The sequence below is a fragment of the Gordonia sp. SGD-V-85 genome, assembly GCF_001456905.1.
Classification (GTDB): Bacteria; Actinomycetota; Actinomycetes; order Mycobacteriales; family Mycobacteriaceae; genus Gordonia; species Gordonia hongkongensis.
On record NZ_LNQO01000004.1, the window covers coordinates 328,878 to 354,589 of the forward strand.

Below are 25,712 nucleotides of genomic sequence, written 5' to 3' on the forward strand. Positions count from 1 at the left end.
AACTACACGAACAGAAGAGTTTTCATGACCTGGACCACTGACAACCAGAAGAACCTGATGCTGTTCTCTGGTCGTGCCCATCCCGAACTCGCCGAAGCAGTCGCCGATGAACTGGGCATCAAGGTCACCCCGCAGACCGCCCGCGACTTCGCCAACGGCGAACTGTTCGTTCGTTTCGAGGACTCGGTCCGCGGATCGGACGCCTTCGTCCTGCAGAGCTGCCCGTACCCGCTGAACCAGTGGGTCATGGAGGCGCTCATCATGATCGACGCCCTCAAGCGCGGCTCGGCGAAGCGCATCAGCGTGATCCTGCCGTTCTACCCCTACGCCCGCCAGGACAAGAAGCACCGCGGACGTGAGCCGATCTCGGCCCGCCTCATCGCCGATCTGCTCAAGACCGCGGGCGCCGACCGGATCATCACCGTCGACCTGCACACCGACCAGATCCAGGGCTTCTTCGACGGCCCTGTCGATCACATGCACGCTCAGGGACAGCTCGCCGAGTACATCCGGGGCAAGTACGGCACCGACAACATCGCCGTGGTCTCCCCCGACTCCGGTCGCGTACGTGTAGCCGAGAAGTGGGCCGACACCCTCGGTGGCGCGCCGCTGGCGTTCATCCACAAGACGCGTGACCCGCTCGTGCCCAACCAGGTCAAGTCCAATCGCGTGGTGGGCGAGGTCGAGGGACGCACCTGCATCCTCATCGACGACATGATCGACACCGGCGGCACCATCGCCGGCGCCGTGCGGGTCCTCAAGGACGCCGGCGCGGGTGACGTCATCATCGCCACCACCCACGGCGTGTTCTCCGACCCCGCGGCCGAGCGTCTCGCGTCCTGCGGCGCCAAGGAGGTCATCGCCACCGACACCCTGCCGATCCCGGCCGAGAAGCGCTTCGAGAACCTCACCGTCCTCTCCATCGCACCGCTGCTCGCCCAGACGATCCGCGAGGTCTTCGAGAACGGTTCTGTCACAAGTCTTTTCGACGGCATCGCCTGACCGTTCGAGGCTCGCTGCGCTCGCACCTCAACATCTGCGGCCTCGCGGCCGGCGTGGACTCCGAAAGAACCCGTTGTGTTGGAGCGAGCCCAACCACTGCTCCCTGAGGAGGCCGGAGCTTGCGGAGGCCGTCACGAAGGGTCCTGGCGAGATGACGTCGCCAGCCCTTCGAGGCTCGTCGCTTGCGCTCCTCGCACCTCAGGGAGCAGAGGAATTGGCGCTTCTCAGGGAACAGAGGGATTGACGCTCCTCAGGGAGCAGAGGGATTAGCGCTCCTCAGGGAGCAAGCTGCGGCTCCCCGCACCTCAGCCAACAAGCGGCGCCCCACCGAGTACCGTGTCACCCGTGGACGCGACGATCTATCACAACCCGAAGTGCTCGACCTCGCGGAAGGCGTTGCAGGCCCTGCGCGACGCCGGGATCGAGCCGGCAGTCGTGAAGTATCTCGACGAGCCGTACAGCCGCGAACAACTCGTCGAGCTGTTCGCCGACGCCGGGATCACACCCACACAGGCGGTCCGCAAACGCGAGGCCCTCTACAAGGAGCTCGATCTCGCATCGGCCACCGACGAGCAGATCCTCGATGCCATGGTCGAGCACCCGATCCTCGTCGAACGTCCGATCGTGGTGACCGACAAGGGCACTCGCATCCCCCGGCCGATCGAGAAACTCGACGAGATCCTCTGACTCAGGGGCGCGGCAGCGCTCAGGTCAGGCCGGCACGGCCGGCGCGGGCAGCGGCCGCTGCACCGACGGCACGGCCAGTGCCACGACGCCCCGCGCGAGCGCCTTGGTCATGTCGAAGTAGTCGAAGTAGTCGCGCCACACCGTGATCCGACCCTCCCGTACCTCGAACCGGCCGCAGACCCAGAACTGGAGATGCAGCCGCCCGAACCGGAGTTCGTCGACGCGCTCGGTCAGCACCACGCCGGTGTCGTCGGCGGACACGTTGATCATCTGGTAGTTGAAGCCCACCGACTCCTTGCGCGTGACCCCGCCCAGGACACCGGCCACCTTCCGCTTGCCGCGGATCGTCGGCAGCGAGACGTTCGTGTAGGCGATGTCGTCGTCGATTGTCTCCAGCGCGGCGGGCACGTCGCCCCGCGCGAACTCGTCCAGCAGGGTCGTCACGATCTCGATCGGCGTCTGTGAAGTCATGGCAGACCAGTATCCCCCAGCGCGGCGAACCGAGCGGGCGATGTGACATCCCGGCAGGTCATCGACTACTCTGATCGCCGTTGTCTCGGCGAGGGTGACCCAGTCACCGTGATCGGCGCGGCCATCGCAGGTCTTCCTCACGCCCTCCGGGCGAATGGAACGCCCGCGGTCGGAACTCGTGCCCGGTGTTGCTCGTCGCGACGCCGACAGAACGTACCCACCGATCGCGAGGAGACCGTCATGGCCACCCAGACCAGCAAGCTGTCCGTCAGCACCCGTACCGAGAAGGGCAAGGGCGCAGCCCGCCGCGCGCGTCGCGAGGGCAAGGTCCCCGCCGTGCTGTACGGCCACGGCGCCGACCCCCAGCACCTGCACCTCCCGGCCCGCGAGTTCGCCGCCATCCTGCGTAACAGCGGCCTCAACGCCGTCATCGACCTCGACATCGAGGGCTCCAGCCAGCTCGCGCTCACCAAGCAGGTCGACGTCCACCCGATCCGCAACTACATCGAGCACGCCGATCTGCTGATCGTCCGTCGTGGCGAGAAGGTCACCGTCGAGATCGCGATCATCGTCGAGGGCGACGCCGCCCCGGGCACCCTCGTCGTCCAGGACGCCAGCGTCGTCGAGGTCGAGGCCGACGCCCTGTCGATCCCCGAGCAGATCGTCGTCAGCGTGGAGGGCGCCGAGATCGGCCTGTCCGTGCACGCCTCTGATCTGGACCTGCCCGAGGGTGTGACCCTCACCGCCGATCCCGAGACCCTCATCGTGTCGGTCACCGAGGCGCAGCTCGCCGCCACCGAGTCCGACGCCGACGGCTCGGCAGACGCCGCAGCCGAGGGCGACGCCGAGGGCGAGGCGACCGAGGAAGCCGCCGAGGAGTCGGAGTAATCCGACCACCGACTGCCCGGTTCGGGTGGTGAAACTGCGTAAGTGGTGAAACTCATTGTCGGACTCGGCAACCCAGGGTCCAAGTACGAGAAGACGAGGCACAACGTCGGCGCGATGGTCGCCGACGGCCTCGTCGCCTCGGCCGGCGAGCGCTGGAAGGTGCACAAGAAGTCCGGTGCCGAGGTCGCCGAGGTACGCCTCGGCGGCCAGTCGGTACTCGTGGCCAAACCCCGCACCTACATGAACGAGTCCGGCCGTCAGATCGGCCCGCTCGCCAAGTTCTACTCGGTCACGACTGACGACCTGATCGTCGTCCACGACGAACTCGACATCGACTTCGGCGCCGTCCGTCTCAAACGGGGCGGCGGCGAGGGCGGCCACAACGGGCTGCGGTCGCTCAGTCAGGCACTCGGTACGCGCGACTATTTGCGCGTGCGCATCGGCATCGGCCGGCCACCCGGCCGGCAGGATCCCGCCGATTTCGTGTTGAAACCGTTTCCGTCCTCGGCTCGCAGCGAGGTCGAACTCCTCATCGCCAACGGTTGCGACGCCGTCGAACTATTGCTCGGACAGGATCTGGAGTCCGCGCAGAACACCGTGCACGCCTGGTGAGGACACCGAATTCGGCGGCCGCGCGGCCGTAGAATCGCTGCGGCGGGCAATGAAGGGATCGGCAACAGTGGTCAACCTCTCGGTGAAGACCGGACACCAGAACGTCTCGATGCTCGGCATCGGCGCCTACCGTCCGCGACGCCTGGTCAGCAACGACGAGGTCTGCCAGGTCCTCGATTCGTCCGACGAGTGGATCTTCGAGCGGAGCGGTATCCGCAACCGCCGATGGATCAGCGGCGACGAGTCGGCGCGTTCGATGGCCGCCGCGGCCGCCGAGCGGGCCATCGCGAACTCCGGGGTGGCGAAGGAGAAGATCGGTGCGCTGATCCTCGCCACCAACAGTTGGAAGACCAAGATCCCGCACGGTGGCCCGATCGTCGCCTCCGACATCGGGCTCAACGGCATCCCCGCCTACGACGTCGCCGCCGGGTGCGGCGGCTTCGGCTACGGACTCGGCGTCGCCGCCGACACCGTCCGCGCCGGCAGCGCCGAGTACGTCCTGCTCGTCGGCGTCGAGACCATGTCGGTGGTCATGGATCCCACCGACCGCAACACCGCGTTCATCTTCGGCGACGGAGCCGGGGCCGTGGTCGTCGGGCCGAGCGCGGACAACGGCATCTCCCCGACCGTCTGGGGCAGCGACGGCGAGAACGCCGAGGCGATCGGCCAGAACTGGGACATCCCCGAGTACATGGACCGCGCGCAGGCCTACCAGGACAAAGACCCCGAGACCGACCCGGTCGGTCGCATGGTGGTGACGATGGCGGGACCCAAGGTGTTTCGCTGGGCGGCCGTCACCCTGCCCCGGGCCCTCGCCACCGTGCTGGAGACCTCGGGCGTCGGCGTGGAGGACATCGAAGTCTTCGTGCCCCACCAGGCCAACGCCCGCATCAACGACCTGATGAAGAAGAACCTCGGCTTCCCCGACGACCTGCCGATGGCGAACGACATCGAGAACACCGGGAACACCTCGGCGGCCTCCATCCCGCTCGCCATGGAGGAGATGCTCGCCACCGGCAAGGCGAGGGGCGGACAGACCGCGCTGCTCCTCGGCTTCGGCGCCGGCCTGAGCTACGCGGGCGCGGTCGTCACCCTGCCCCCGGCCCCGGCGATCACCAGTTTCGACTGAACCTTCGGGCCCGACCCTGCTCTTGGAGAAGCGAGCTCGCGAGCGTCACCCCCGCTCCCTGAGGAGCGCCCGGAGCTTGCGGAGGCCGCGGCCAACCCCCGCTCCCTGAGGAGCGCCCGGAGCTTGCGGGGGCGCGGCCAACCCCGCTCCCTGAGGAGCGCCCGGAGCTTGCGGAGGGCGCGTCACGAAGGGTCTGGCGACGCATCTCGCCAGGACCCTTCGTGACGCTCGCAAGCTCGCTCCTCAGGGAGCAGGGGTCGAGCTCGCAAGCTCGCTCCTCAGGGAGCAGGGGTCGGGCTCGCAAGCTCGCTCCTCAGGGAGCAGGGGTCGAGCTCGCAAGCTCCGGCCTCCTCAGGGAGCAATGGTGGGCTCACCCCTCAGGCGTTCTCCTTGCGGAACACCGAAGTGCCCCACAGGGTTCCGAGTCCGGCCAGGATGAGCGACGCGAGGACGCCCCAGAGGACCTGAGCACTGGCGAGGTCGCCGGAGAAGGTGTCGCGCACCGCGTCGACGATCCACCGGAACGGCATGAAGTCGCTGAGACTCTGCAGCCACGACGGCCCGAGGGTCATCGGGAGCAGGATGCCCGACAGCAACAGGACCGGCATCATGACCATGTTGATGAGCGGCGCCATCACATCTTCACTCTTCGTGGTCAGCGCCAGGGCGTTCGACGCCGCGGCGCACGCGCCACCGATCAGCATCGTGATGATGATGCCGAGGATCACGCCGATCACCGAACCCCGCATGCCCATCAGATAGCCCAGCACCACCAGGATCAGCGCCTGCACGAGAAGTTGCAGCATGTCGCGCATGAGTCGACCGGTGAGCAGGGCGGTGCGGCTGGCCGGGGTCACCCGTTCGGCCTCGATCACACCCTCGCGCCATTCCCCGATCAGGCTGAATCCGGCGAACAACGCGCCGAACAGACCGAGCTGCACGAGCAGACCGGGGACCAGGAACGTGTACGGATTGTCGGCGCCGCCCGGGAACTGCGCGACGAGGGGCTTCAGCAGCGGCCCGAAGAGGACGAGGTAGAGGACCGGTTGCATCACCCCGATGAGGACCCAGGCCGGGTTGCGCAGGTTCATGCGGATCTGTCGGCGGAACACGATGGTGCTCTCGCGGAGGAACGTGGTCATCGGTTGGCTCCCTGCTGACGGAGTTCGGCCGACTGGGCGTCGGCGTTCGTCGAATCGGTTGTTTCCGAATGGATCTCGTTGCCCCGCTCGGTCTCGGCGTCACGCAGCGACCGACCGGTGAGGGTGAGGAAGACGTCGTCGAGGGTCGGGCGGATGACCTCGATGGAGTCGAGGGTGATGCCCGCGGCGTCGAGGTCACGCAGCAGTCCGGGGACGGCCCGGCCCGCCCGCGGCACCCGGCTCCGGACGTGCCGGCCGTCGATCTCGATCCGGCCGTCCGCGCGGCCACCGGTGACCGAGGCCAGTTTCTCCGCGGCGGTGGACACGGCCGCGGAGTCGGCGACCTCGAGTGCCACCAGGTCGCCGGACACCTGCGCCTTGAGGTTGTCGGCGGTGTCCGCGGCGACGATCCGGCCGTTGTCGATGATGATGATCCGATCGGACAGTTCGTCGGCCTCGTCGAGGTAGTGCGTCGTCAAGAAGACCGTCGCGCCGCGTTCGGTGCGCAACCGCCGGATGTGGTCCCAGAGATTGGCCCTCGCCTGCGGGTCGAGGCCGGTGGTCGGCTCGTCGAGAAAGACCAGGGACGGTTCGTGGACCAATCCCATCACGATGTCGAGTCGGCGTTTCTGCCCGCCGGACATGTTCTTGGGCTGGCGTTCCCACAGGCCGTCGAGTTGGAGCTGGGAGAACAGGGCGTGGCCGCGGCGGGTCGCCTCGGCCCGGGACAGCCCGTAGAGCATGCCGTGATCGACGATCTCGTCGCCCGCCTGCGCCTGGCTGAAGGTGCCGCCGGCCTGCGAGACGTAACCGATGCTGCGGCGGACCGAGACCGGGTCGGCCACGACGTCGTAACCGTTGACGGTCGCGGTTCCCGCCGTCGGCCGCAGGAGGGTCGTCAGCATGCGCAGCGTGGTGGTCTTGCCCGCGCCGTTGGGCCCGAGGAACCCGACCACCTCCCCCTCGGCGATGTCGAGGTCGACGCCGTCGACGGCCCTCACCTCGCGCTTCTTCTTTCCCTTCCCGGTGCTGAACACCTGGACCAACCCGCGTGCGTGGATCATGCGGACTCCCCTTCTCGATGTCGTCGAATGGTGTACTGACTCGTGCGTTCGGCGCTGCGCGCACGTCATCGTGTGCTGATCGTCGTGACCGCGGGCCGCTTTCCGACGCCCCGGCGGTGTTCGATCGACCTGCGGACCAGCATTCCCCTCATCGAGGACGACTTCGGTCCGCGTTCCGCGACTCCGTAACGATTGCGGGCGGGGTCCCGCTACTTCCCAGTAAGAGGCGGTGTGAGTACCGTCGTATGTCGGGTCACATATTCGCCGGGCACGTTTTGGGAAGGGTTCACCATGGCGGTCATCGCAGACACCACTGGCATCAACAACATCGGCATGCTCGGCATCGGCGCGTACCGCCCCGAACGCGTCGTCACCAACGAGGAGATCTGCCAGCACATCGACTCCTCCGACGAGTGGATCTACACCCGTACGGGAATCAAGACGCGCCGGTTCGCGCGTCGCGACGAGAGCGTCATGGAGATGTCGGTCAACGCCGGCCGCAAGGCGATCGCCAATGCGCTGCTCCAGGGCTCGGACATCGACGCCGTCATCCTCGCCACCAACACCCACCTGCTGCTGACCCCGGCCGGCGCCACCAAGGTCGCGACCGAACTCGGCTGCAACGGCGTGCCCGCCTTCGACGTCACCGTCGGCTGCGCCGGCTTCGGCTACGGCATGGCACTCGCGTCCGACATGATCCGCGGCGGCAGCGCCACCCACGTGCTGGTCATCGGCGCCGAGCAGCTCTCGGTGACCATGGACATGACCGACCGCACCAACTGTTTCATCTTCGGCGACGGGGCCGGCGCAGTCGTCGTCGGACCCACCGAACAGCAACAGCTCGGCCCGGTGATCTGGGGCTCGGACGGCTCCCAGTTCAACGCGATCCGCCAGGACTTCGACTGGGTCACCTTCCTCGACAGCGACCGCACCCAGCGCCCCTACCTGCGCATGGAGGGCACCGCGGTGTTCCGCTGGGCCGCCTTCGAGATGGGCAAGGTCGCCCACCGCGCCCTCGAGGCCGCGAAGCTCGGTTCCGAGGACCTCGACGTCTTCGTGCCGCACCAGGCGAACGCCCGTATCAACGAACTCCTCGCCAAAAACCTCAAACTCCGCGACGACGCGGTCGTCGCCAAGGACATCGAGTACACCGGCAACACCAGCGCCGCCTCGATCCCGCTCGCCATGGAAGACCTGCTGTCCACCGGCAAGGCACAGCCTGGCCAGACCGCACTACTCCTCGGCTTCGGCGCCGGACTCTCCTACGCCGCGCAGGTCGTCACCATGCCGCCGGTTCCGTTCGAGTAGGGCGCCGTATCGAGTCCGGGGGCAATCTGATCCGCTCAGCGGCTCATGATGCCCCCGGATTTGTCATGCCGGCCGGTCGTGCTGCAAGCCGAGCGCCTGGCGGACACGTGCCACGACGTCGTCGGGCCGCTCCCGCAGATCACTCCACGTGAAGTTGAGGACGGTCCAACCCAAAGCGATGAGGTCGTTTCGGCGTCGGCGGTCTCGCTGGAACGTCTCCGCGTCGCGGTGGAACGCCATCCCGTCGATCTCCACCGCCAACAGCCGATCCGGGAACGCGAGGTCGATGAAGTACCCGCCGGCCGGGTGACCGCACGACCAACCGCTCACACCTCCGGCGCTCAACACGTCGACAGCCAGCCGCTCCGCCACCGAGCGCGCGCCGGATTCGACGCCGTCGACGAGGGCCGCGATCGCGGGTCCATCCTCCTTGCCACGTCGACGATCAGCGGCGACGCGCAGCTGGCGCAGCGAGACCTTGCGAACGAGCAGCGCGTTGTCGAGGACTCCACTGTCGCGCTCGAGTGCGGCTTCCAGCACGGACAGCGGCAAGGCTGTCACGAGCAAGTCCTTGCGGGTCACCACCTCCGCGTCCGCGAGGCAGCGGCGCCGGACCCGAACGCCCTCGACCGGAGTGCCATGCCGCGATCGCGGTGCGGTGACCGTGAACTTCTTCGGCGGCTCGTCGAGGAGCCCGTGCCACCACGCCGCTCCCGATCCGGACAGCGCCGCACCTCGGCCCACGCTCGCGACTGCCAGTCGCGCACGGGTGGCCGGCGTCGTCGGATGATCGGCGAGCGAATACACCCCGCGCGTGTGCGGCATCCAGTCTCCGCAATCGACTCGACGCCGGACCGCGGACCGCGTGAGGCCGAATTCGAGCGCATCCGCCATGGTCAGTACCCCGTCACGGGCGAGAACGCGGCGCCGAAGGCCCGGTGGAAGCTGCACGACCATCAGACGCACAGCAACGGTGACGGGTTCCCAGTTTTTGGGCGGGGGGCACAAGGTGCCGCATACCGGCACAACCTGCCCCGGCACTCCGCCGCGAGCGAGTTTGGCCGCCCCCTGCACGCCCGGTAGCCTGGAACCTCGTGAGTTCCGAGGTGATCAGTCGCGAAGTGACGCGTCGTCGTACCTTCGCCATCATCTCCCACCCCGATGCCGGCAAGTCGACGATGACCGAGGCGTTGGCGCTGCACGCGCGGATGATCAGCGAGGCCGGCGCCGTCCACGGCAAGGCCGGACGTAAGTCGACCGTCTCCGACTGGATGGAGATGGAGAAGGCGCGCGGCATCTCCGTCAGTTCGACGGCGCTGCAGTTCAACTACTCGGCCGCAGCCCAGGCCGACCCCGAGATCCCGAGCGTCATCAACCTCGTCGACACCCCGGGTCACGCCGACTTCTCCGAGGACACCTACCGCGTGCTGACCGCGGTCGACGCCGCGGTGATGCTCATCGACGCCGCCAAGGGACTCGAGCCGCAGACCCTCAAACTCTTTCAGGTGTGCCGCCACCGGGGCATCCCGGTCATCACGGTGATCAACAAGTGGGACCGGCCGGGTCAGAGCCCCCTCGAACTGATCGACGAGATCACCGAGCGCATCGGCCTCACCCCGACCCCGCTGTTCTTCCCGGTCGGCATCGCCGGCGACTTCCGTGGTCTCCTCGACCGGCGCACCGGCGAGTACGTGCACTTCACCCGTACCGCGGGCGGCGCGAAGATCGCGCCCGAGGAGATCATGTCCGCCGACGACGCGCTGGCTCGCGAGGGCGACGAGTGGACCTCGGCACTCGAGGAGAGCGAACTGCTCACCGAGATGGGCCAGGACCACGATCAGGAATTGTTCCTCGCCGGGCAGACCTCGCCGATGATCTTCGCGTCCGCGATGCTGAACTTCGGTGTGCGGCAACTCCTCGAGGTCCTCGTGGAGCTCGCTCCCCCGCCCGGGCCGCGGGCCGACGTCGAGGGCAATCCACGGCCGGTGACCGACCCGTTCAGCGCGGTGGTCTTCAAGGTGCAGGCCGGGATGGACTCCAGCCACCGGGATCGCCTGGCGTACATGCGGATCGTGTCCGGCGAGTTCGAACGCGGCATGGTCGTGACCCATGCGCAGACCGGAAAGCCGTTCGCCACCAAGTATGCCCAGGCCGTCTTCGGCCGCGACCGCTCGACGGTCGACACCGCCTACCCCGGTGACGTGGTCGGGCTGGTGAACGCGACCGCGCTCGCTCCCGGCGACACTCTCTACGACGGCCCCAAGGTGCAGTTCCCGCCGATCCCGTCCTTTGCGCCCGAACACTTCTCGACCCTGCGTGCCACCACCGCAGACAAGTACAAGCAGTTCCGCAAGGGCATGGACCAGCTCGAGAGCGAAGGCGTGGTCCAGGTCCTGCGCAACGACACCCGCGGTGATGCGTCGCCGGTGCTCGCCGCCGTCGGCCCGATGCAGTTCGAGGTCGTGACCGCGCGGATGAAGGCCGAGTACAACGTCGACACCATCATCGAGCCGCTCGGTTACACCCTCGCCCGTCGCACGGATGCCGACAGCGCGCCCGAACTGAATCGGCAACGCGGCGTCGAGGTCTTCACCCGCACCGACGGCGCCGTTCTCGCCCTCTTCAGCGACAAATGGCGCCTGCAGTACATCGAGAAGGAACACCCCGACCTCACTCTCGAACCCCTTGTCGCGGCAGCGGACTGACCGGTCGACGAGCGCACGGCGATGGCCGGTGCGCGCCGCCGTGCTGATGTGCGCGGCGGTGTCGTCGCTCGCCACCGCCTGTGGCTCCGACGCCCCGCACCAGTCCACGCCCACCACCTCGACGCCGGTGCCGACCGCACGCCCGGTCGACTCGACGCTCTGCACCGAGAAACCACCGCAGGGCAACGTCGACCGCAGCGGCCAGAACTTCGAGTTCCGTCACGGCAACATCAAGATCGCGGTCGCGGACACGCCGGCGGACTCCCGGCGCGGACCCGCGGTGGGCGCCACCCCCGCCGACGAGCCCAACTGCTATGAGTTCGACCGGTGGGGCCCGGCGCAGCCCGGCGTGCCGCCGGACTCGCTGCTCTTCGTGTTCAAGGACGCCGGCACCGGCGGCGCGCAGATCGAGTTCCTGATCAGCGAACTGACCGGCGGCCTGTTGCCACCGGTGGGCGCCACACGTCCGACCGTCGGGCCGTTGACACGGCCGATCAACGCCCAGATCGGGGTCTCGATCAACGGGGACTACCACCACTCGTCCGCGTGCCAGCTCAGCGTGAGCGGCATGTCTGGCTCACTCGCGGCCGGCTCGTTCACCTGCCCGACGGCGACACGGGTCGAGGCCAACCCGCTCGCGCCCGACGACGACGTCCGCTACGACCTCGACGAGTCGTCGGCCACGAAACAGCCGGAGTCCGAGGGCAACTCGACCGACAGCGTGTCGTTGTCGGGGTGGTTTCAGCTCACGCCCTGAGTTCTGCCGGTCGAGCAGCGTCGACCGAGCGTGGTAAGGACGCCACCCCCCCGCTGGTCGAGCAGCGTCGACCGAGCGTAGCGAGGACGCCGCGTCCGTCGAGGCCACCTCGGCAACCGACCTCGCAAACCCGTCCAGTGGCTTCGACAAGCTCAACCAGCGGGGAGGCGACTCAACCAGCGGGGAGGCGGCTCAACCAGCGGGGAGGCGACTCAACCAGCGGGGCGGCACCTCAACCAGCGGGGCGGCACCTCAACCAGCGGGGGCACCGACGATCCGGGCCACGACGGCGGGATCGACGTCGTCGATGCGCGCCGGATCGAATTCGGGATTGCGATCCTTGTCGACGAGCACGGCCCGCACCCCCTCGCGGAAGTCGTGGGTCTTCGTGATCTCCTCTGCGGCATGCAGTTCCCGGTCGAAGCACTCGTCGATCCCCGACCTCGCCCCGGCGCTGATCATCGACGCGGTGACCCACAGACTGGTGGGTGAGGCGCCCTCGAGCAGACCGACCATCTCCTGGGCCCAGTCGTCGCCGACCGCGCCGCGCAGGCCGCCGAGGATGGCGTTGACGTTGTCGTCGGCGAAGTACTCGCCGATCTTGCGCAACGGCACGTCGCTGGTGTCCTCGGTCCCCGACCTCGCCAGCGCGTCGGCCAGCGGTGCGCCCGACCGGATGCTGTCGGCGACCGCCGGCAGGTCGGCGGAGGACACGAAATGCGTTGCCAGTCCGACGGCAACCGCGTCCACACCGCGGATCCGGGCGCCGGTGAGTCCGAGCCACATGCCCACGCCCTCCGGGAGCCGCGGCAGGAAGTAGGTCGAACCGATGTCGGGGAAGAACCCGATCGCGGTCTCGGGCATGGCGATCATCGCCTTCTCGGTGACGACCCTGATCTCGCCATGCACGCTGATCCCGAGACCCCCGCCCATGGCCGCCCCGTCGATCAGGCTGATGTAGGGCTTCGGGTAGTCGGCGACGAGCTGATCGAGCCGGTACTCGCCGGCGAAGTAGCGGCTGATCGAGGCGTGGTCGCCGTCGATGGCGTGCTCGCGGATCGCACGGATGTCGCCTCCGGCGCAGAACGCCCGGTCGCTCGCCGAGGTGACCAGGACGGTGTCGATCGCGTCGTCGTCACCCCATTCGCCGAGCGTGACGTACATGTCGTCGATCATGCTCTGGTCCAACGCATTGAGAGCCTTGGGCCGGTCCAGGACGATCTCGCCGACGCCGTTGGACACCGAGGTGCGGAGAAATGACATACCCCAACCGTAGCGGTGAGCCCGGATCCGATTCGTCGGCGGTTAATTCCGTTGGCAACTCCGAGCGCGTCCGCTACGGTGGTCACCACTTGCCCCCCCCCGACCCGCCAGGAGTGATCCACCGCGATGAAGAACTGAAGTGGCCCCGGCCGTCGGCACCGCCGACGGACTCCACCGACGCCCTGTCGGTGTACCCGACCCACTTCAGGAGCGCTCATGCCGTCTTCCATCGTGCTGTCCGACGTCTCGTTCGCCTGGCCCGACGGGACAGTCGTCTTCGAACACCTCGACCTCACCCTGGGCGCCGAGACCTACTCCCTCATCGGCGCGAACGGTGCGGGCAAATCCACCCTCCTCCGCCTGATCGCCGGTCGATCACGCCCGGCGTCGGGCAGCATCACGATCGCAGGCGACACGTCGACGACCGATGTCGCTGTGGTCGTGCAGGACCCGCAGTCCGATCCGTCGTCGACCGTGGCACAAGCGCTCGGAATCGACGAGATTCGTTGTGCGATACGACGAATCGAGAGCGGTTCGGTAGATCCGCAGGACTTCGACGCAGTCGGGGACGACTGGGGCGTCGAGGAGCGTGCCATCGGGCTCCTCGAGCAGATGGGATTGCCACCCGACCTCGACCGCACGGTCGGCGCCATGTCCGGCGGTGAGGCGACCCTGCTGGCGATCGTCGCCGCACTCATCGCCGACCCGGCGATCCTGCTCCTCGACGAACCGACCAACAACCTCGACACCGACTCCCGCGCCCGGCTGTTCGACGCCATCGAGTCGTTCCCGGGCACGGTGGTCGTGGTCAGTCACGACCTCGAACTCCTCGAACGTGTCGATACGACGGTCGAGCTGTACCGAGGTCGGGTGCGGCTGTTCGGCGGCCCCTACTCCCGGTACCGCGAGATCATCGACGCCGAACAAGACGCCGCCGAGGCGGCGGTGGCCACCGCCGCCGGCGATCTGCGCAAGCAGCGCCGCGAGATGACCGAGGCGCTGATCAAACTCGATCGGCGGGCCCGGACGGGCGCGACAGCCGAGCGGGAGAAGCGGGTGCCGAAGATCGTGGCACACAACCGCCGGAGCGAGGCGCAGGTGTCGGCGGGCAAACTGCGTAACGCCCATCGTGACGACGTAGCCTCTGCGGCAACGCGTCTCGACGAGGCCCGCGAGGACATCCGCACCGACCGCACCGCACGGATCGTCGTGCCGACGCCGGAAGTGGCCCCGCGCGCCCAGATCGTCGTCGACGACCGCCTGCGCATGGACGGACCCGAGCGGGTGGCTCTGGTGGGGCCCAACGGTTCCGGGAAATCGACACTGATCGCGGAGTTGATCGTCTCCGAATCCGTCGTCGTACCGTTCGCCTTCGTGCCGCAGCAGATCACCTTCCCCGACCCGACCGTCTCGATCGCCGAGCACCTCGCGCGGACTCACCCGGACATCTCGACGCAGGAGGTGCGGGCGCATCTCGCGCGGTTCCTGTTCCGGGGTGCGCGCGCCGATCGCGCACTCGCCGAACTGTCCGGCGGCGAACGGCTGCGCGTCGCACTGGCCGACGCACTGCTCGGTGACCCGACACCCAAGCTGCTGATCCTCGACGAGCCGACGAACAACCTCGATCTCGACACCGTCACGCAACTCGTGGACGCACTAGAGGCCTGGACCGGTGCACTGCTGGTCGTCTCTCACGACGCCGGTTTCCTCGACCGCATCGGCATCGGTCGGCGCGTGTCACCGGTGCCCCCACCGGGCGAACCGGCGGGAACGCCGGGGCAGATCGGTGCCGAACAAACCGACGTCGAAGCAGACCGCTGACGAACAGTCGGTGACGCCGGCGGCGTCGAGAACCGTTCGGCGGCATACTGCGTGCGATGGCCGAGCCCGCACCCGTTCCCGTCGACGCGCCGGTGGTCGAACCCACGCCCGTCGTCCTCGTCCACGGTTTGCGCGTGAGCGGCGCGACCCTGCACCGGGTCGCGGCGGCTGTGGCCGGTCCCGACCCGAGGCGCGCGGTCGCCACCCCCGACCTCCCTGGCCACGGGCAGCGCCGCGACGAGGCGTTCACGATGTCCGGCGCGGTGGACGCCGTGCTCGCCGAGATCAGCGGGTTCGGCCGGCCGGCGGTCGTGGCCGGGATGTCGATGGGCGGCTACGTGGCGATGGCGGTCGCCGGACGCCATCCGGAAGCCGTCGCGGCCCTCGTCCCGATGTGCGCGACCGCGCAGCCCAGTCCGCTGCTGGCCGCGCCGTTCGAGACGTTCGGTGCGGTCACCGCGTTCCTGCCGCGTCAGGCGGCGATCATCAGTCAGGTGGCCACCCGCCTCGCCGTGGGACGTCAGGTGTCCGCCGACATGGAGATCGGCGGACTGGCACTGGGGTCGATCGCCGACGTCGTCGCCGAGATCAAGCGGTTCGACGCGCTCGGCGAGGTCCGGCGCTACCCCGGCCGAACGATGTTCGTCAACGGTAGCCAAGACCAGTTCCGGGTCCACGAACAACGTTTCGTCGAGGCAGCACAGCACGCGTCGCTGACCATCGTCCCCGGGGCGAGCCATCTCTTCCCGCTCATCCAACCGGAACTCGCCGGGCGACTGGTTCACGACGTCGCGGCGAGCTGCGACGGCGCCGCGGCCGGACTCGCCGACCTGGATCCATAGGTCCTACCTCAGGATGTCTGAGCCGCCCCCAGCTTGAGCGCGATCGCCTCTCGTGATCGGATGACTGTTGATCACTGCAACGATCATCAGCGGTGTCATCACGCGACGGACCCGGCGGGAGGCTGGATGGGCACGATCGAGGTCACCGGCACGCTGCAGAAGCAGGCCTGGGCCGACAAGGTGTTGCCCCCGGTCGAGGAGGTCCGGCCGCAGCTGTGGTCGATCCCGGTCCCCATGGGATCCAATCCGTTGCGATACGTCCTGGTCTACGCCCTCGGATTGCCCGACGGCGGTCTCGCACTGATCGACGCCGGCTGGCCGTCCGACAAGTCGTGGGACATCCTCGTCGCAGGCATCCGCTCCACCGGCCACGACCTCGCCGACATCAGGTCCATCGGCGTGACCCATCTGCACCCCGACCATTTCGGGCTCGTGCCGCGTCTACTCGAGCACGTGGACGCCGAGCTGTGGATGCATCGCAACGATTCCCGGTACCTGCGCCACTACTCCGATACCGAGGTGGAGACCCAACTCGGCCAGGCGCGATCCGAACTCCGCGCTCTCGGCGCACCGACCGAGGTCGCCGACGAGGGGCTGGTCGGTTTCATCCGCCTGCCCGACGGGCGGACCGTCGACCGCGAGCTGACCGGGGACGCCCCGCTCGACATCCCCGGCTGGGATCTCCGCGCCGTCTGGACCCCGGGCCACACCGCGGGGCACCTCTGCTTCGCCGACGACACCGCCGGCATCGTCTTCACCGGCGACCACCTGCTGCCGCGGATCAGTCCGAACATCTCGACCAATCCCATGCAGACCGACAGTCCCCTCGCCGACTACCTGATCTCGCTGGCCAACACCGAGAAGATGCGTGACCACGAGGCGCTGCCGTCCCACGAGTACCGGTTCCGAGGCCTCGGCGACCGCGTCACCGGTCTCCTCACGCATCACGAGGAGCGGCTCGATGAGATCGCCTCGACCGTGACCCGGTATCCGGAGAGCACGGCCTGGGAGATCACCCGGTCGGTGACGTGGTCGCGTCCGTTCGAGGAGCTGTCCCTCACCCTCAGCCGACTCGCGTTGCGGGAGACGCACGCCCATCTCGTCGTCCTGCAGGAACGCGGCGTCCTCGACGCCCACGTTCCCGATGAGACGGCGACCGATCCGACCACCCCGGAACCGATCCGCTGGTTTGCCGCCGGCGAGCCCACACCGGCTGAGCCGCAACAGATCTCCACATCCGAGAACACCTGACCGCCCATCCCGTCCACCAACTCCAGGAGTCCCCATGAGTGCCGTGCTCACCGAGTTCGCCGACGGCGTCGCCGTCATCACGATCAACCGCCCCGAGGCGAAGAACGCCGTGAATCTCGAGGTGTCGGAGGGTATCGCCGCCGCGATCGACGAACTCGAGTCGCGCGACGACCTCACCATCGGCATCATCACAGGTGCCGGTGGCACGTTCTGCGCCGGGATGGACCTCAAGGCCTTCGCTCGCGGCGAGAAGGTCGCGCTGGACGGACGCGGGTTCGGGGGCCTCACCGAGGCCCCGCCGACCAAGCCCCTCATCGCCGCCGTCGAGGGCTGGGCGCTGGCCGGCGGATGCGAACTCGCGTTGTCGGCGGACCTCGTCGTCGCGGCAAACGACTCCAAGTTCGGCATCCCCGAGGTCAAGCGCGGACTCGCCGCCGCCGCCGGTGGCCTCCTACGCCTCCCGAAGATCCTCCCCTACCAGCTCGCCATGGAACTCGCGCTCACCGGCGACCCGCTCACCGCGGTACGCGCCCACCAGTTCGGCCTGGTCAACCGGATCACCGAACCCGGCGAGGCACTCGCCGGGGCCCGCGAACTGGCCGCCGTCATCGCCGCCAACGGCCCCCTCGCCGTCCGCGCCACCAAACAGGTCACCTCCATGGCGATCCGCTACACCGATCCCGAACTGATCAAGAAGCAGTGGGACTTCCTCGGTCCGGTGTTCGTCTCCGACGACGCCAAGGAAGGTGCGATCGCCTTCGCCGAGAAACGCGCGCCGCGCTGGACCGGCAAGTGACCTGACACTCGGGTCACTAGAGTGACCGGGGTGGACCTGCACCTCGTGACCTACTTCGTCGCCGTGGTCGACCACGGCGGCATCACGAAGGCCGCCCAGTCGCTCTACATCTCACAGCCGTCGCTGTCCCAGGCGATCCGCACGCTCGAGAGACGTCTCGGCGTCACCCTGTTCGACCGCACCGGACGACGCCTCGAACTCACCGAGGCCGGACGCAAACTCGACGTAGCCGCCCGGCGCATCCTGGCCGACGTCGACCGCGCCAAGGCCAAGGTCGGCGCCGTTCGGGAGCTGCGCGCCGGTCGCGTCGACATCGTGACCTACGCGGCGTTCAGTGTGGACCCGGTGGTCAACATCGTCCGTCTGTTCCGGGAACGGTTCCCACGCTTGTCGGTTCGAGTCGTCTCCGCCGACAGTCCCACCGGGGTGTTGTCGGCGTTGCGATCCGGGGACGCCGAGATCGGGATCATGGACTCGGCCGCCGAGCACGCGACCTTCACCGCCATCCCGATGGCCGAGCAGGAACTCATCGTCGCGGCGCCGACGACGCTCGCCGACGGTCTGCCCGAACCGATACCGCAGTCTGCGGTGCGCTCGCTGCCACTCGTAGTCGATCACAGCGACCCGATCAGCGCGGAACTCCTCGGCGGACTCCTCGACGACAACGCCAAGAACGTGGTGGTCGACTGCCAGTTACCGTCCGCGGTGTGGAGTCTGGTCAAGAAGGGCACGGGCGCAACGGTTCTCCCACGCACTGTGGCCGACCGGCAGCTTGCGGGACTCCGCCGGATCGCGCTCGACCCACCGCTCACCCGACCGTGGGGTCTCGTGCTGCGATCCGGGCTCCCCTCGCCGGCCGCCCTCGCCTTCATCTCCGCGGCGAAGGTCCACTGCGGGATCGCGCCGGACCACGCCGAACCACGGGATTGGTGACACGCCATGGAATTGCGACAGGTCGAGTACTTCCTGGCGGTGGTCGAGAACAAGGGCATCGGCGGGGCCGCGTCGGCTCTCGGTGTCGCGCAACCCACCGTGTCCCAAGCACTCCGGGCGCTCGAACGCGAACTCGGAGTCCAGCTGTTTCACCGCATCGGTCGCGGGATGGTCCTGTCGGCGGCCGGGCGCACGATGGTCGGTCCCGCGCGACAGATCGTGCGCGACATGGACGCCGTCGACGATCTGCTCTCCGCCTCGGCGGACGAACTCACCGGCCACCTCGAGATCCTGGCCTTCGCCGCGACCGCGGTCGGGCCCGTCGTCGATCTCGTCGCCCGGTTCCGGGCCGCCTATCCGCGGGTTTCGGTGCGACTCGGCGAGTTACGCGATGAGACCAGGGCCGCGTCGGCCATCGAGGACGGTCATTGCGAGTTCGCCGTCGCCCACCTACCCATCGCCGGCGACGACCTCGAGGTGATCGTGATCGGCGAACACGAACACGTGCTCGTCTACCCGCCGGGCACCGACGTACCCGAGGGCCCGATCCCGCTGAACAATCTGCCGGCGATCCCGATGGTGTTCGTGCCACGCGGCTACTCGGTGGCCGACGAGTTCGAGGAGGCGATCCGCGTCGGGGGCGTCCGCCCGCCGCTGGCCGTGCTGTCGGAGATCCGCGAGGAACGGCTCCCGATGGTGGAGTCCGGAATCGGTGGCACTCTACTCGAACGATCGGTGGCGGAGTCGGCCGATGAGCCGGTCGTGATCCGTGAGATCGAACCGAATGTGGTGCGACCCTTTGCCATCGCATTCCACCCGCCGTCGCTGTCGGCCGTCGGTCAGGCCTTCGTCGACCTCGTGCGCGAAACTGCGGGGTGACGGGTGGAACACCGGGCCCCACCGGTGCGGATCAGGTGGGGCCCGGTGAGTCTCGGGGTCAGCTGACGCGTTCGAAGACCGCGGCGAGGCCCTGGCCACCGCCGATGCACATGGTCTCCAGGCCGTAGCGGGCCTCGCGCCGGTGCAGTTCACGCGCCAGGGAGGCCAGCATGCGTCCGCCGGTGGCGCCGACCGGGTGGCCCAGCGAGATGCCCGAGCCGTTGACGTTGGTGCGGTCGAAATCGCCGCCGGCACCGAAACGGCCGAAACCCCACTCGCGGGTGACGGCGAGTGCCTGCGCGGCGAACGCCTCGTTGAGCTCGATCACGTCGATGTCGGCGAGCGTCAGACCGGCCTTGGCAAGCGCCTTCTCGGTCGCGGGGACCGGTCCGATCCCCATGGTGCGCGGCGGCACACCGGCCAGACCCCATGACAGCAGCTTCACCAGCGGGCGTAGACCCAGCTTCTCGGCGACCTCGGGGGTGGTCACGATCGCCATCGACGCGGCGTCGTTCTGACCGCTGGCGTTGCCCGCCGTCACCGTCGCGTCCGGATCCGTCTTGCCCATGATCGGCTTCAGCTTCGACAGCGACTCGACCGAGACATCCGGGCGTGGATGCTCGTCGGTGTCGATGACCTGGTCACCAGATCGCGAAGCCACGGTGACCGGGATGATCTCCTCGGCCAGTACGCCATCCTTCTGGGCCCGCACCGCTCGTTCGTGCGATGCCACAGCCAGCTCGTCCTGTTCTTCCCGGGAGATCTCGTAGTCCTTGCGCAGGTTCTCGGCCGTCTCGATCATTCCGCCGGGCACCGGGTAGTTCTTGCCGCCGGCGGTCGAGCGCGCCCGGACGAGGCTGTCGTGCATGGCAATTCCGGTCCGGGCCCCACCCCACCGCATGTCCACCGAGTAGAACGACGCGTTGCTCATCGACTCGGCACCGCCGGCGACCACGACGTCGTTGTCCCCCGAGGACACCTGGTATGCGGCCTGGATGACGGCCTGTAGTCCCGACCCGCAACGACGATCGATATGCATGCCGCCCACTGTGATCGGCAACCCGGCATCGAGTGCGATGACTCGTCCCAGGGCGGGCGCCTCGCTGTTCCCGTTACAGTGACCGAGGATGACGTCCTCGACCTTCTCCGGGTCGAGTCCGGTCCGGTCGAGCATCCCCGTCAGCGCGGCGACCCCGAGATCAACGGCGGTGAGATTCTTGAACATCCCGCCGTAACGGCCGATCGGGGTACGGACCGGTTCGCAGATGACGACGTCGCGCATGGGTGACCTTTCGGTGTCAGAGGAGGCGTGGAGCAGGGCCGGCGGTCACATGAAACGGCCGCCGGTCACCTCGAGGACGGTGCCCGTCATGTACGACGACATGTCACACGCCAGGAACAGCGCGACGCTCGCGACCTCACCGACCTCGCCGGCGCGCCGCATCGGGATCTCCGCCATCTTCTGGTCCCACGCTTTCTGCGGCATCGCCTCGGTCATCGCCGACCGGATGAGGCCGGGCTGGATCGCGTTGACCCGCACGCCGTGATGGGCCATCTCCTTGGCCGCGGCCTTGGTGAGGCCGACGATGCCCGCCTTGGCGGCCGAGTAGTTGGTCTGCCCGACCATGCCGACCTTGCCCGACAGCGACGAGATGTTCACGATCGCACCACGCTTGGCCTCGCGCATGATCGCCGCCGCCTTGCGTGTGCCGTTCCAGGTGCCTTTGAGATGCACCGAGATGACCTGATCGAAATCGTCTTCGGTCATGGTGCGCATCGTCGCGTCCCGGGTGATCCCGGCGTTGTTCACCAGCACATCGAGTGCCCCGAACCCGTCGACCGCGGCCGCGAGCAGCGCGTCGACCTCCCCCGCGTCGACGACGTCGCACCTCACCGCGCGGGCCACGTCGCGGCTGCCGAGCTCGTCCGCGGCCGCCTGCGCGGCGTCGAGGCTGAGGTCACCGAGCACGACTCGCGCGCCGGCGTCGACGAACGAGCGGGCGATCTCGAAACCGATGCCCTGGGCTCCGCCGGTCACGACGGCCGTACGACCCTCCAGCAACGCGGCGGCGGGCGGGTGCGATGACATGTATCGGAGTCCTTTCGAGGGCGGCGGGGTGACGGTCGTCGGGCAACCGGTCGCGAAGCGCCGGGCCCGCGGTGAGTGCCGCGGGGACAAATCTATCGAGGTTCCGCCCCGATCGACCCGTCCGCGCTCATACGCAACGGCTATCGCAGCGATCCCGGTTTCGTATTGGACCCCTCGCCCGCCGGCCGCGAGAGTGACAGCATGACCGGAGTGATGCATTCAGCGCGGACGACCTCCTCCGAGGTGGGCGACGAGGACTTCGCCGACATCCTCGCCGCGACGCGCGAGTTCGTCCGCGAGGTGGTGGTCCCGCGGGAGCAGGAGATCCTCGACACCGACGCCATCCCCGACGACATCCGCCAGACGGCGAAGAGCATGGGCCTTTTCGGCTACGCCATCCCGCAGGAGTGGGGCGGTCTCGGCCTCGATCTGACCCAGGACGTCGAACTCGCGATGGAGCTCGGGTACACATCCCTGGCGCTGCGCTCGATGTTCGGCACCAACAACGGCATCGCCGGCCAGGTCCTCGTCCACTTCGGCACCGACGAGCAGAAGTCCGCGTGGCTGGAGAAGATCGCGTCCGGCGAGGTCGTCGCCTCGTTCGCGCTGACCGAACCGGGGGCCGGGTCCGATCCGGCCGGACTGCGCACGAGGGCCGTCCGCGACGGTGACGACTGGGTGATCACGGGCGAGAAGCGGTTCATCACCAATGCGCCGCTGGCCGATCTGTTCGTCGTGTTCGCACGTACCCGTCCGGCCGACGAGAACGGCACGGGCATCGCGGTGTTCCTGGTCCCCGCCGACGCCGCGGGGCTCAGCGTCGGCGCCAAGGACCGCAAGATGGGCCAGGAGGGCGCCTGGACCGCGGACGTGCACTTCGACGCCGTGCGGGTGCCGGCGTCGGCACTGGTCGGCGGCAGCGAGGACGTGGGCTACAAGGCCGCGATGATGAGCCTGGCCCGGGGCCGGGTGCACATCGCGGCTCTCTCGGTGGGCACCGCGCAGCGTGCGCTCGACGAGTCGGTCACCTGGGCCGCCACCGCCACCCAGGGCGGTACCGCGATCGGCGAGTTCCAACTGGTCCAGGCCATGCTCGCCGACCAGCAGGCCGGGGTGATGGCCGGACGCGCGCTCGTCCGCGAGGCCGCCCGGGCGTGGGTCGACGACACCGACCGCCGCATCGCCCCGTCGGCTGCCAAGCTGTTCTGCACCGAGATGGTCGGCAAGGTCGCCGATCTCGCCGTGCAGATCCACGGCGGCAGCGGTTACATGCGCGATGTCGCGGTGGAACGCATCTACCGCGAGGTGCGGTTGCTGCGCCTGTACGAGGGCACCAGCGAGATCCAGCGACTCATCATCGGGCGCAACCTGGTCAAGCGCGCGCAGCGCTGACCACACGCGCGTGCGCCGGCGCCTCGGGCGCCGGCGCTGACCCTGTCAGGCGTTCGCCAGGCGCTCCCGCAACGCCACCTTCTGGACCTTGCCGGCCGCCGAGGTGGGCAGCTCGTCGACCACGTACACGTCCCGGATCTTCTTGTAGGGCAACACCTGCGCGGCGACGAAGTCCGACACCGCATCGGCGTCGATGACGTGACCGTCCCGGGCGACGAGGAAGGCCACCGGCTCCTGCCCCACCGCACCCGCCTCCCGGGCGACGACCGCCGCCGCACCGACGTCGGGATGCGTCACCAGGATCTCCTCGAGCTCGCGCGGATACACGTTGTAGCCCTTGTAGATCAGCATGTCCTTGGCGCGGTCGCAGATGTAGAGGTACCCGTCGGCGTCGCGGTAGGCGATGTCACCGGTGTCGAGCCACCCGTCGACGAACTGCTCGGCCGTCTTCTCGGGGTGATCGAGATAGCCGTCGGTGACCTGCGGGCCGCGCACCCACAACTGTCCCTTCTCCCCCGGCGGGAGGACGACGGCCGGATCGTCGACGGCGCGGATCTCGATCTGGGTGTCGAACGTCGGCAGACCCACACTCCCGAGCCGGTATCGACCCCCGGACGTCAGGGGCGCCGAGGACACCAGGCACGTCGCCTCGGTGAGGCCGTATCCTTCCACGATCGCCGATGCCGGGAACGCCTTCTCGAGCTGCTCCAGGGTCACGTGATCGATCGGCGCCGCGCCGGAGGAGACCACCCGCACCGAGGTCAGGTCCCGTGTGGAGACGTCGGGGTGGACGGCGAGCGCATGCCACATCGCGGGACTCCCGGTCACGTACGACGCCCGATGCGCCTCGATGAGAGCCAGCATCCGCCCGGGCTCGAAACGACCGGCGAACACGTGCGTGGCACCGCACAGCAGGAGAAACGACATGTTGATGAGGGCGTGCGCGTGGAACAGCGGGGACACGACGACCGTCGCCGCATGTCCGGGCACCACCCCCGGGTTCTCAGACGACCGGGGAGTGAGGGTCAGGAGACCGTCGGTTCCCACCGCCACGGAATGACCTGCCCGCCAGGCGATCATCTGCGTGACGTTGCCGAGCACGTTGCGGTGCAGGACCCGAACGCCCTTCGAGACACCCGTGGTGCCGCCGGTGAAGGCGAGGTGCGCGACGTCGTCGCTCGTGGTCGAGACCGGCGGGGCCGTCTCGTGCCCGACGACGAACTCCGCTAGGGGGACGGTGTCGATGCCCTCCGGCGCATCCGCGGCCCCGTCCACCGTCACCACCGTCGTCAACGCCGTGCCGACGGCGGCGGACAGGAGACGAGCGGACTGCTCGATCTGCGTGAAACCCACCACCGCAGCGGTTTCCGCGATCTGACGTCGCAGACCCGGTACGGGCTGCAACGGATTGACCAGGGTCACCGCCGCACCGGCCCGGAGTGATCCGTAGTAGGCGACGACGAACTCGACGCTGTTGGTCAGGTACAGCAGGACCACATCGCGATCCCTCACTCCGACCGCACGCAACGCCGACGCCACGGCGGCCGAACGCGCGTCGAGCTCGGTGAACGTGAGCGTCGTCGCGCCATCGACGACGGCCGCGCGCTCGCCGTAGAGGGCGGCCATACTCGCCGGCAGCACCGCCATCGTGGCGTCGGGATAGCTCAGAGTGGTGGGCGCCGTGACAGACATCGCGATGATTCCTCTCGAAAGGCGTTGTGGAGACGCAGAACGGACGTGCCGGGGTTCGGGTTACCGCGGCGCCATCCGGATCGCCCCGTCGAGGCGAATGGTCTCGCCGTTGAGATAGGTGTTCTCCAGGATCGACGCGGCGAGTTGACCGAACTCCTCCGGCCTACCGAGCCGCGCCGGATTGGGAATGCTCGCGGCGAGCGCATCGCGCACGTCGTCGCGCAGCCGGGCGAGCAACGGCGTGTCCATCGTGCCCGGCGCGATGGTGTTGACGCGGATGAGCTTGCTGGCCAGGTCCCGTGCGGCGACCAGCGTCATCCCGACGATGCCCGCCTTCGACGCCGAGTAGTTGATCTGGCCGATCTGTCCCTCGTACGCCGCGACCGACGCGGTCATGATGATGGCGCCCCGCTCCCCGTCGACGGGCTTCTGTCGAGCGATACGTTCCGCGCCGAGCGAGAGCGCATGGAACGACCCGACGAGGTTGAGCTTGATGACGAACTCGAAGTCCTCCACCGAACCCGCCTTGCCCTCCTTGTCCAGGATGCGCATGCGCCGGCCCGCGCCGGCACAGTGCACGAGTCCGCGCAGGCCCCCTCGGTCGTCGGCGACATCGAGTGCGGCCGCGAACTGTTCACGGTCGGTGATGTCGGCGGCCGCGAACGACGCTGCGGCGCCGAGTCCGTCGGCCACGGCCTGACCGTCCGAGGTCGGCAGATCGATCAGGGTGACCAGGCCACCGGCGTCGACGACGCGCTGAGCAGTCGCGAGCCCGAGACCGGATGCGCCGCCGGTGATCGCGACCGACAGTCCATTGAGTTTCATTGTTATTCAGTACCTTTCGATGAAATTGTTCCGTGCCCCCTGAGGGGCGAGCTTGCGAGCCCGGCCCCGGCTCCCTGAGGTGCGAGCGAAGCGAGCCCCCGTTGCTCCCTGAGGTGCGAGCGAAGCGAGCCCCCGTTGCTCCCTGAGGTGCGAGCGAAGCGAGC

At 68.5% G+C, this 25,712-nt stretch carries 24 protein-coding genes; 15 read left to right on the forward strand and 9 right to left on the reverse strand.

Annotation, left to right across the window (positions count from 1 at the left end; genetic code table 11):
- Window positions 1-24: 24 nt before the first annotated feature.
- Both AS181_RS06980 and arsC read left to right on the forward strand, forming a co-directional pair.
- The gene (locus AS181_RS06980) at window positions 25-1,002 is read left to right on the forward strand and encodes a ribose-phosphate diphosphokinase (protein WP_004022643.1); all 978 of its coding nucleotides are present in this window, start codon (window positions 25-27) and stop codon (window positions 1,000-1,002) included.
- 345 nt (window positions 1,003-1,347) lie between these two features.
- The gene (gene arsC / locus AS181_RS06985) at window positions 1,348-1,689 is read left to right on the forward strand and encodes an arsenate reductase (glutaredoxin) (protein WP_058250846.1); all 342 of its coding nucleotides are present in this window, start codon (window positions 1,348-1,350) and stop codon (window positions 1,687-1,689) included.
- A gap of 24 nt (window positions 1,690-1,713) precedes the next feature.
- Here arsC and AS181_RS06990 read toward each other — a convergent pair whose 3' ends face one another.
- On the reverse strand, window positions 1,714-2,160 hold the full coding sequence (locus tag AS181_RS06990) for a limonene-1,2-epoxide hydrolase family protein (protein WP_058250847.1): 447 nt from the start codon (window positions 2,158-2,160) through the stop codon (window positions 1,714-1,716).
- 240 nt (window positions 2,161-2,400) lie between these two features.
- Here AS181_RS06990 and AS181_RS06995 point away from each other — a divergent pair, with 240 nt between their 5' ends.
- The 3 genes from AS181_RS06995 to AS181_RS07005 are packed head-to-tail and all read left to right on the forward strand — an operon-like array spanning window position 2,401 to window position 4,789.
- Complete coding sequence (locus AS181_RS06995) at window positions 2,401-3,048, forward strand: 50S ribosomal protein L25/general stress protein Ctc (RefSeq protein WP_058250848.1); 648 nt, start codon at window positions 2,401-2,403, stop codon at window positions 3,046-3,048.
- Between the two features lie 45 nt (window positions 3,049-3,093).
- Window positions 3,094-3,660: an aminoacyl-tRNA hydrolase gene (pth, locus tag AS181_RS07000; RefSeq protein WP_058250849.1), complete on the forward strand. Its 567-nt coding sequence runs from the start codon at window positions 3,094-3,096 to the stop codon at window positions 3,658-3,660.
- A 49-nt stretch (window positions 3,661-3,709) separates the two neighbouring features.
- On the forward strand, window positions 3,710-4,789 hold the full coding sequence (locus AS181_RS07005) for a beta-ketoacyl-ACP synthase 3 (RefSeq protein WP_058250850.1): 1,080 nt from the start codon (window positions 3,710-3,712) through the stop codon (window positions 4,787-4,789).
- Between the two features lie 377 nt (window positions 4,790-5,166).
- Here the strand turns inward: AS181_RS07005 and AS181_RS07010 are convergent, their stop codons facing one another.
- Entirely contained in the window at window positions 5,167-5,931 is a 765-nt protein-coding gene (locus AS181_RS07010) for an ABC transporter permease (protein ID WP_058250851.1), read from the reverse strand.
- On the reverse strand, window positions 5,928-6,995 hold the full coding sequence (locus tag AS181_RS07015; protein WP_058250852.1) for an ATP-binding cassette domain-containing protein: 1,068 nt from the start codon (window positions 6,993-6,995) through the stop codon (window positions 5,928-5,930). The genes AS181_RS07010 and AS181_RS07015 overlap by 4 nt, the downstream gene beginning before the upstream one ends.
- Before the next feature lie 291 nt (window positions 6,996-7,286).
- Between AS181_RS07015 and AS181_RS07020 the strand changes: the two genes are divergently transcribed.
- On the forward strand, window positions 7,287-8,303 hold the full coding sequence (locus AS181_RS07020; RefSeq protein ID WP_004022635.1) for a beta-ketoacyl-ACP synthase III: 1,017 nt from the start codon (window positions 7,287-7,289) through the stop codon (window positions 8,301-8,303).
- 63 nt (window positions 8,304-8,366) lie between these two features.
- Here the strand turns inward: AS181_RS07020 and AS181_RS07025 are convergent, their stop codons facing one another.
- On the reverse strand, window positions 8,367-9,254 hold the full coding sequence (locus AS181_RS07025; RefSeq protein WP_058250904.1) for a DUF559 domain-containing protein: 888 nt from the start codon (window positions 9,252-9,254) through the stop codon (window positions 8,367-8,369).
- A gap of 143 nt (window positions 9,255-9,397) precedes the next feature.
- Here AS181_RS07025 and AS181_RS07030 point away from each other — a divergent pair, with 143 nt between their 5' ends.
- Both AS181_RS07030 and AS181_RS07035 read left to right on the forward strand, forming a co-directional pair.
- A complete protein-coding gene (locus AS181_RS07030; RefSeq protein ID WP_058250853.1) occupies window positions 9,398-11,008 on the forward strand; it encodes a peptide chain release factor 3 in 1,611 nt (536 codons plus the stop codon).
- 28 nt (window positions 11,009-11,036) lie between these two features.
- Complete coding sequence (locus AS181_RS07035) at window positions 11,037-11,765, forward strand: hypothetical protein (protein ID WP_091344275.1); 729 nt, start codon at window positions 11,037-11,039, stop codon at window positions 11,763-11,765.
- Window positions 11,766-12,017: 252 nt separating this feature from the next.
- On the opposite strand, the gene AS181_RS07040 is transcribed toward AS181_RS07035, so the two are convergent.
- Window positions 12,018-13,028, reverse strand: a complete 1,011-nt coding sequence (locus AS181_RS07040; RefSeq protein ID WP_058250854.1) for an enoyl-CoA hydratase/isomerase family protein — start codon at window positions 13,026-13,028, stop codon at window positions 12,018-12,020.
- 216 nt (window positions 13,029-13,244) lie between these two features.
- On the opposite strand from AS181_RS07040, the gene AS181_RS07045 reads away from it, so the two are divergent.
- The 6 genes from AS181_RS07045 to AS181_RS07070 all read left to right on the forward strand — a co-directional run bounded on the left by AS181_RS07045 (window position 13,245) and on the right by AS181_RS07070 (window position 19,550).
- Window positions 13,245-14,849, forward strand: a complete 1,605-nt coding sequence (locus AS181_RS07045) for an ABC-F family ATP-binding cassette domain-containing protein (protein ID WP_058250855.1) — start codon at window positions 13,245-13,247, stop codon at window positions 14,847-14,849.
- Between the two features lie 56 nt (window positions 14,850-14,905).
- The gene (locus AS181_RS07050; RefSeq protein ID WP_058250856.1) at window positions 14,906-15,691 is read left to right on the forward strand and encodes an alpha/beta fold hydrolase; all 786 of its coding nucleotides are present in this window, start codon (window positions 14,906-14,908) and stop codon (window positions 15,689-15,691) included.
- Between the two features lie 126 nt (window positions 15,692-15,817).
- Entirely contained in the window at window positions 15,818-16,942 is a 1,125-nt protein-coding gene (locus tag AS181_RS07055; protein ID WP_058250857.1) for an MBL fold metallo-hydrolase, read from the forward strand.
- A 34-nt stretch (window positions 16,943-16,976) separates the two neighbouring features.
- Window positions 16,977-17,738 (forward strand): crotonase/enoyl-CoA hydratase family protein, encoded by a 762-nt coding sequence (locus tag AS181_RS07060; RefSeq protein WP_058250858.1) that lies wholly within the window; start codon window positions 16,977-16,979, stop codon window positions 17,736-17,738.
- A gap of 30 nt (window positions 17,739-17,768) precedes the next feature.
- Window positions 17,769-18,671, forward strand: a complete 903-nt coding sequence (locus AS181_RS07065) for a LysR family transcriptional regulator (RefSeq protein WP_058250906.1) — start codon at window positions 17,769-17,771, stop codon at window positions 18,669-18,671.
- Between the two features lie 6 nt (window positions 18,672-18,677).
- A complete protein-coding gene (locus AS181_RS07070; protein WP_058250859.1) occupies window positions 18,678-19,550 on the forward strand; it encodes a LysR family transcriptional regulator in 873 nt (290 codons plus the stop codon).
- A 58-nt stretch (window positions 19,551-19,608) separates the two neighbouring features.
- Here the strand turns inward: AS181_RS07070 and AS181_RS07075 are convergent, their stop codons facing one another.
- Together AS181_RS07075 and fabG are read right to left on the reverse strand one after the other, a co-directional pair.
- Complete coding sequence (locus AS181_RS07075) at window positions 19,609-20,832, reverse strand: acetyl-CoA C-acetyltransferase (RefSeq protein ID WP_058250860.1); 1,224 nt, start codon at window positions 20,830-20,832, stop codon at window positions 19,609-19,611.
- Window positions 20,833-20,877: 45 nt separating this feature from the next.
- Window positions 20,878-21,639: a 3-oxoacyl-ACP reductase FabG gene (gene fabG / locus AS181_RS07080; RefSeq protein WP_058250861.1), complete on the reverse strand. Its 762-nt coding sequence runs from the start codon at window positions 21,637-21,639 to the stop codon at window positions 20,878-20,880.
- Window positions 21,640-21,840: 201 nt separating this feature from the next.
- On the opposite strand from fabG, the gene AS181_RS07085 reads away from it, so the two are divergent.
- Complete coding sequence (locus tag AS181_RS07085; protein ID WP_058250907.1) at window positions 21,841-23,031, forward strand: acyl-CoA dehydrogenase family protein; 1,191 nt, start codon at window positions 21,841-21,843, stop codon at window positions 23,029-23,031.
- A gap of 45 nt (window positions 23,032-23,076) precedes the next feature.
- Here AS181_RS07085 and AS181_RS07090 read toward each other — a convergent pair whose 3' ends face one another.
- Window positions 23,077-24,723: a class I adenylate-forming enzyme family protein gene (locus AS181_RS07090; RefSeq protein WP_058250862.1), complete on the reverse strand. Its 1,647-nt coding sequence runs from the start codon at window positions 24,721-24,723 to the stop codon at window positions 23,077-23,079.
- Window positions 24,724-24,783: 60 nt separating this feature from the next.
- Window positions 24,784-25,548 carry an SDR family NAD(P)-dependent oxidoreductase gene (locus tag AS181_RS07095; RefSeq protein ID WP_058250863.1) on the reverse strand — a complete coding sequence of 255 codons (765 nt, stop codon included), beginning with the start codon at window positions 25,546-25,548 and terminating at the stop codon, window positions 24,784-24,786.
- Window positions 25,549-25,712 lie beyond the last annotated feature (164 nt).